This window comes from Aquidulcibacter sp. (assembly GCF_020253525.1).
GTDB lineage: Bacteria > Pseudomonadota > Alphaproteobacteria > Caulobacterales > Aquidulcibacteraceae > Aquidulcibacter.
Map to the genome: position 1 here is coordinate 1 of NZ_JADCBK010000076.1, position 6,751 is coordinate 6,751.

General features: G+C 55.4%; 7 protein-coding genes. 3 read left to right on the forward strand and 4 right to left on the reverse strand.

Annotated elements, in window-relative coordinates; all coding sequences use genetic code 11:
- Window positions 1-32: 32 nt before the first annotated feature.
- The gene (gene rnhA / locus IOB61_RS09990; RefSeq protein ID WP_290815861.1) at window positions 33-488 is read left to right on the forward strand and encodes a ribonuclease HI; all 456 of its coding nucleotides are present in this window, start codon (window positions 33-35) and stop codon (window positions 486-488) included.
- On the opposite strand, the gene ilvD is transcribed toward rnhA, so the two are convergent.
- From ilvD to IOB61_RS10005, 3 genes are all read right to left on the reverse strand, one after another.
- A complete protein-coding gene (gene ilvD / locus IOB61_RS09995) occupies window positions 485-2,209 on the reverse strand; it encodes a dihydroxy-acid dehydratase (protein ID WP_290815864.1) in 1,725 nt (574 codons plus the stop codon). The two genes, rnhA and ilvD, sit on opposite strands and share 4 nt — an antisense overlap.
- Window positions 2,210-2,331: 122 nt before the next feature.
- Window positions 2,332-3,078, reverse strand: a complete 747-nt coding sequence (locus IOB61_RS10000; RefSeq protein WP_290815867.1) for an RlmE family RNA methyltransferase — start codon at window positions 3,076-3,078, stop codon at window positions 2,332-2,334.
- A complete protein-coding gene (locus IOB61_RS10005) occupies window positions 3,075-4,139 on the reverse strand; it encodes a Ppx/GppA phosphatase family protein (protein ID WP_290815869.1) in 1,065 nt (354 codons plus the stop codon). The genes IOB61_RS10000 and IOB61_RS10005 overlap by 4 nt, the downstream gene beginning before the upstream one ends.
- A gap of 155 nt (window positions 4,140-4,294) precedes the next feature.
- On the opposite strand from IOB61_RS10005, the gene hspQ reads away from it, so the two are divergent.
- Window positions 4,295-4,627, forward strand: a complete 333-nt coding sequence (gene hspQ, locus IOB61_RS10010) for a heat shock protein HspQ (RefSeq protein WP_085340530.1) — start codon at window positions 4,295-4,297, stop codon at window positions 4,625-4,627.
- 47 nt (window positions 4,628-4,674) lie between these two features.
- Complete coding sequence (phhA, locus tag IOB61_RS10015; protein ID WP_290815873.1) at window positions 4,675-5,535, forward strand: phenylalanine 4-monooxygenase; 861 nt, start codon at window positions 4,675-4,677, stop codon at window positions 5,533-5,535.
- Between the two features lie 129 nt (window positions 5,536-5,664).
- Here the strand turns inward: phhA and IOB61_RS10020 are convergent.
- Window positions 5,665-6,751: OmpA family protein (locus IOB61_RS10020; RefSeq protein ID WP_290815872.1), on the reverse strand; the 1,087-nt coding region annotated here is incomplete at its 5' end.

Below are 6,751 nucleotides of genomic sequence, written 5' to 3' on the forward strand. Positions count from 1 at the left end.
AACCTCCATACAGAGTAATGATGATAGATACTATGGCTACAGCTTCACCGGTAACAATTCATACAGACGGTGCGTGCTCGGGCAATCCCGGTCCCGGCGGCTGGGGTGCGATTCTGCAATTCAACGGCAATGAAAAAGAGATTTTTGGCGGCGAGCCGCTAACCACCAATAATCGGATGGAGCTTATGGCCGCCATTATGGCACTGGAGAGCCTCAAACGCCCCTGCCCCGTGATTTTGTATACCGATAGCCAATATGTGCGCCAAGGCATTACGGCCTGGATTCATGGCTGGAAGAAACGGCAGTGGCGCAAAGCCGATGGCAAGCCAGTTCTCAATGCCGATTTGTGGCAACGCCTCGACCTAGCCAGCAAAACCCACAAAGTGGATTGGCGCTGGGTCAAAGGCCATGCGGGTGATCCGATGAATGAGCGAGCAGATGCTTTGGCCCGTCAAGGCACAGAGTTTGCCCGCTCTTCAAAGGCTTAGATGTCGGCGTACATATGGGTCTCGGCGGCTGCCCCTTCGTGGGTGACAGCACCCAGATAGGCAGGTCCAACCAGTTTTGCATATTTGGCAATGGCACCGGAATTATAATTGGTCTTGCGCGGCTTCCAAGCGGCCCGACGGGCAGCTAACACCTCCTCCGAGACCTCTAGATCAATGGTTCCGGCCTGGGCATCAATGGCAATGATGTCGCCATTTTCAACAAGCGCGATTGGGCCGCCTACGGCTGCTTCAGGTCCGACATGGCCGATACACATGCCGCGCGTTGCGCCAGAGAAACGACCATCGGTGATGAGGGCCACATCGCCGCCACGTCCAAGGCCATAAAGTGCCGCAGTCGTGGATAGCATTTCGCGCATACCAGGCCCGCCACGAGGACCTTCATAACGAATGACCAAGACCTCACCCGCCTCAAAAGCTTCGTTAGAAACAGCCTCAAAGCAGGCCTCTTCGCCATCAAATACGCGCGCAGGACCGCGGAAGGTCAAATTGGCCAGCCCCGCAATCTTCAACATGGCCCCTTCTGGTGCCATTGAACCCCACAGACCAACAACGCCGCCATTTTCGGTTAAAGGGGCTTTGACGGGGCGAATAACCTTTTGGTCTGGATTCCACGTAACTTCTTCGATGTTTTCGCCCAAAGTCTTGCCTGTAACGGTCATGCAATTGCCATCGATCAGATTTTCATCGAGCAGAGCGCGCAAGAGCATGGGCATGCCACCGGCTTCCCCCATATCCTTGGCGACATATTGGCCACCGGGCTTCAGATCGGCAATCCACGGCGTCAACATGAAGGCGTCAGCGACATCCTTCAAGGTAAACTCAATGCCGGCCTCATGCGCCATTGCGGGCAAGTGCAAGGCTGCATTGGTTGACCCTCCCGTCGCAGCAACCACAATGGCCGCATTCACAAAGGCTTGGCGGGTGCAAATATCGCGCGGGCGCAGATTGCGGGCGATCAAATCCACAACTGCATGGCCAGAAGCCACGCCATAGGCATCTCGGTCCAGATAAGGAGCTGGTAAGGAGGACGACAAGGGCAGGCTAAGCCCGATTGCTTCAGCGACACAGGCCATTGTATTGGCAGTGAATTGGCCACCACAAGCACCATCGCTTGGGCACGCATGGCGTTCGATCTCGCACAATTCTTCAAAATCCATTCGGCCAGCTGCATGCGCACCAACGGCCTCAAACACTTCTTGAACCGTAATGTCTTTGCCCTTGTGCTTGCCGGGAAGAATCGAACCGCCATAGAGGAAAACGCTCGGCACATTGAGGCGCAGCATGGCCATCATCATCCCGGGCAAGCTCTTGTCGCAGCCAGCAACCCCGACCAACGCATCATAGGAATGGCCGCGGATCGAGAGTTCAACAGAATCGGCAATCACTTCGCGCGAGACAAGTGAGGAGCGCATCCCTTCATGACCCATCGCAATCCCGTCGGTCACCGTGATGGTGCAGAATTCACGGGGGGTAGCGCCAGCTTCTTTCACCCCAGCAGCCACCGCATGGCCCTGTCGCATCAAAGCCGTGTTGCACGGTGCACTTTCATTCCAGCACGTGGCAACGCCCACAAATGGGGCTTCAATCTCACGCGTGCCAAGCCCCATTGCGTAATAATAGGAGCGGTGTGGGGCGCGAGCTGCCCCCAATGTGACGTGGCGACTTGGCAGTCTTGATTTGTCCCAAATGCGAGTGGTCATGGCTATTCCTCATTAGTCTCCAGCCTTATGGCGCGGGATCTATTCTTTTAAAAGCGCATCAGTGGATTTGTGACCATTTGTTGCAGGCTCAATAAAAGCATGTGCCCACGATCCGGTCGCACCTAACCTTTGAACCCGGTTGCAACCATAAACAATTCCACACTTTCAGCCCGGCTGGAGGGTGGCTTCGCATGGCGAACCTCTTTGAAAGATTGCTTCAGCCGTGTGAGGATTTCAGTCTCGGTTCCGCCTTGGAACATTTTGGTTACAAATGCGCCACCGGGTGCCAAAACGCGCATCGCAAAATGCGCAGCGGCTTCAGACAGCGCCGCCGTTCGCAAATGGTCAGTCTGCTTATGGCCAACCGTATTGGCTGCCATATCACTCATCACCAGATTGGGTTGCCCGCCCAGCAAAGCGATCAGATGATCTTCCATGCCCTCTGCCAAAAAATCGCCCTGAATAATTGTCGCCCCCTCAATTGGGTCCATCGGCAAGAGGTCAATCCCTACAATCGCTGCGGCACCGCGGCGGGCAACAACCTGCGTCCACCCGCCAGGTGCCGCGCCTAAGTCGATAATGCGACCATGATTTGGAATAAGTCTGAATTTCTCATCTAATTCAATAAGCTTATAGGCAGAGCGAGCCCGCCATCCGTCGGCGCGTGCCTTATGGACATAAGGGTCATTCAACTGGCGTTCGAGCCAGCGCGCGGATTGAGCCGTGCGATTCTTGCCGGTCTTTACACGCGTGGGTGTTGCGCGAGTATCGGTTTGGCCGACATCAAACACAACCCGCCGCCGACGCTCTGGCAGCGCAGGTGGTGGCCCCTTCTTCGCCCATTTCCCCTTGTCTTTCTCATCACTCATGATTTGGCCCGCCTGCGCCTGCGCCGGCGGCGCGGTGGTTCTAACATGGTTAGGATTAGCCCCTCACGTAGGCCGCGATCGGCAACACGAAGGCGAAGACTGGGCCAGCGATCCAAAATCGCTTCCAAAATGGCTGCACCCGCAAGGACAAGATCAGCCCGGTCTGGTCCAATACAGGGTTCTGCCGCCCGTCCAGCTTTGTCGCGTGCCGTTAGGTTTGCAATCGCAGCCCGCGTATCCTGTTCTGTGATCCAAAGCCCGTCGACTAATCTTCGAGAATAACGCGCCAATCCAAGATGCACGCCAGCCAGACTTGTCACAGCGCCAGAGGTTCCGACGATATGGGCCTTGCCCGACATCAAATGGTCGCGAACTTCATCGGGGGCTGAAAAACCCGCCACGTGATCGGAGGCACATTGCTTCATGGCCGCATACCAACTGACGGTATCGCCATGCTCTGGAAACTGGTCGGCTAGGGTTACAACGCCAATCGGGGCAGAGAACCAATGTTCAAGTTTAGGTCGACGGTCTGGTCCCCGGTTAATGGCCCAGGACAACTCTGTTGAGCCTCCGCCAATATCCACAACCAAGGCGCCAACGCCCTTAGGATCAAACAAATCCGCGCAGCCAATAACCGCGAGGCGGGCTTCCTCATTTGGACTAATCACCTCGAAGCGAACCCCCGTTTTTCGGGTAATTTCCTTCAAAAAGGACGGTCCATTGCGGGCTGCGCGACAGGCTTGGGTTGCAACGCAGCGGACCCGAATAGGCTTATGACGCGCAATTTTTTCAGAACAGGCTTGGATGGCTGCAAACGTTCGCTGCATCGCCCTGTCAGACAGAAGTCCCGTTGCTGAAAGCCCCTCGCCCAACCGCACAATCCGCGAGAAGGAATCAACCACACGAAATCCGCCCGGCGCACGCTGTGCGACCAGCAGTCGACAATTATTGGTCCCAAGATCCAAAGCAGCAAAGCACTGCGCAGGATCGTGCGACGCGTGGACGCTCTGTGGCGGGATTCTTACCAGTCCCGTCGCAGGCGTTGAAAGGCCGCCGGCCATGTCAAACCTCTGTTTGCGCCAAACTTTAGCGCTTCGTTGCACCTATCGTAACATCCTATTGCCGAAGGGCAATCTCTGCGCATGTATCGTCCAGGGTGCTTGCACGTCGTAACAATCGTGCATAACTCTTGTGCTCAGGAAAGGAGAGCCCTCGCATGTTGAATCAAACAGCCAAGTTTCGGATCGGAGAGATCGTGCGCCACCGCCTCTTTCCATTCCGGGGCGTCATTTATGATGTCGATCCCGAGTTTGCTAACACGGAAGAATGGTGGCAAGCGATCCCAGAGAATCTGCGTCCCCGTAAGGACCAGCCCTTCTATCATCTCCTAGCGGAGAATGATGAAACCCATTATGTCGCCTATGTCTCTGAACAAAATCTGTTACCAGACACATCGGGTGAACCGGTCGAGCATCCAACGGTACCAGAGCTTTTTGCCGATTTTGACGGCAAGTCCTACATTCGAAAGCCAGACTTGAAGCTCAATTAGAGCCAAGGCTGATTGGAGAAAGGGGGTCGGTTGTGAATACAAAAGATATGGACAGCATCCCACCCCCACATGCCGCTGCTGATTGGACGATTGATCAGAACTGGGCGGCCTATAGCGAGGAAGAGCACCAGCGTTGGACCCGGCTGCATGAGCGGCAGATGGAGATCCTGCCCGGGCGCGCCTGTGAAGCATTCTTAGAAGGCTTATCTGTTCTCGACCTTCATGGCGAGGGTATTCCCGAATTTAAAGCGCTAAACCGGCAACTTGAGTCTATATCTGGTTGGACCATCGTTGCGGTACCAGGGCTTATCCCGGATATCATCTTCTTTGAACACTTGGCCAACCGCCGGTTTCCTGCCGGAAACTTCATCCGTTCTGAAGCAGAATTCGATTATATTGAAGCCCCGGACGTGTTTCACGATATCTTTGGTCACGTCCCCATGCTGACCAACCGCGTCTTTGCTGACTATATGCAAGCCTATGGCCAAGGCGGGCTCCGCGCCCAAAACCTGAACAGCCTCGACGCCCTAGCGCGGCTCTATTGGTATACGGTCGAATTTGGCTTGATCGCGTCAGCAAATGGTCCGCGAATTTATGGCGCGGGGATATTGTCGTCGCCGGCCGAGAGTTGCTTCTGCCTGGAATCCCGTTCGCCAAATCGGATCGGTTTTGATCTGATGCGTGTCATGCAGACACGCTATCGAATTGATGATTTCCAAGAAACCTATTTCGAAATTCAAGACTTCAACGACTTGTTTGAAGCAACATCGCAAGATTTTGCCCCTTTGTATAAGGCATTAGAAGTAGCTCCCGACTATCCACCCGGTCAGACACTGGCGAGTGATCGGCTAATTCAAGTCGGAGACCAAACCTATGCAAACAATACCCGCCTAACTTTAACCCACTGATTCGATGATACCCTAGCAGGGGCACATCGGCGCCTAGTTTGTAGAGGGCGCGTCCCCTCGGCAATCGCTTTGGCCAAACAAAAAGGCCCGGCGAAACCGCCGGGCCTTCTCATTAGCTTGTGACAAAGATCACTGGAAGGTGAAGGTCACTTCTGCACGACGGTTCAAGGGTTCCTTGACGCCATCAGCAGTTGGCTTTGCTGGCTTGGATTCACCAAACGCTTCGCCAGTCATCAGATCACCTGGGACGCCGCGGGCGACCAAAGCTTCACGGACCGCAACAACACGCTTTTGAGACAGCTCAATGTTGTATTGTGGCTTACCGGACAAGTCGGCGTGACCTTGGATCAAGGCTGTCCGATAGTTGCAGCTTTGAGCCGACAACTCTTGCACCGCATTATCCAGCACGCTGGTCGCTTCCGCAGTCAGGAACGACTTGTTGTGCTCGAAATACACCACGAGCGAACGGCCGTCACACACTGGTGGTGGTGGCGGAGGTGGCGGTGGTGGTGGTGGTGGCGGAGGTGGTGGCGGAGGAGGTGGAGGTGGTGGTGGTGGCGGAGGTGGTGGTGGCGGTGGAGCCGGTGGTGGTGGTGGTGGTGGTGGAGCTGCGAAGGAATAACGCAGACCCAAGCCGAGGCCACCAATGCCTGGCAAACCGCTGGTACCCGAACCAGCACCCAAAGTCAGAGGCGTCGTCGTCGAACCGCCGAACGCATTCGATAGAACGCGGCCAGTACCTGCGAACGATAAGTCAGCAACGTTGACATAGGTATAGGTGATGTCAGCGTTCAAACGCTCAGACAACTTCAAACCAAGACCGGCCATCAATTGCCAAGCAAAGCCCGTGTCGCTGTCGTTGATCGAAACGGCAGAAGCGCGGCTCAAAGCCAACAATGGGTTCGAAGCGTTTGCCTTGTCGAACGATCCAGCCAGCATATCAACGCGTGCCAAACCGACGCCAGCACCGACGAATGGGTTGATGTTACCATCGCGGTTAAAGTCGTAGATGCCGTTGACCATTGCGGTCCAAACGCCAATGTTACCAACTGTAGAAGAGACGCCGCTGTCTTTGAAGCCAGCGTTGCCCTTGGCCAATTGTGCTTCAACGCGGAAACCGTTCTCGAAACCATAGCCTAATGCAATGTTTCCGCCCCAGCCGCCATCGCCCTTGGCACCCTTGCCAATGATGTAAGGCGACTGACCGACGCCCGAT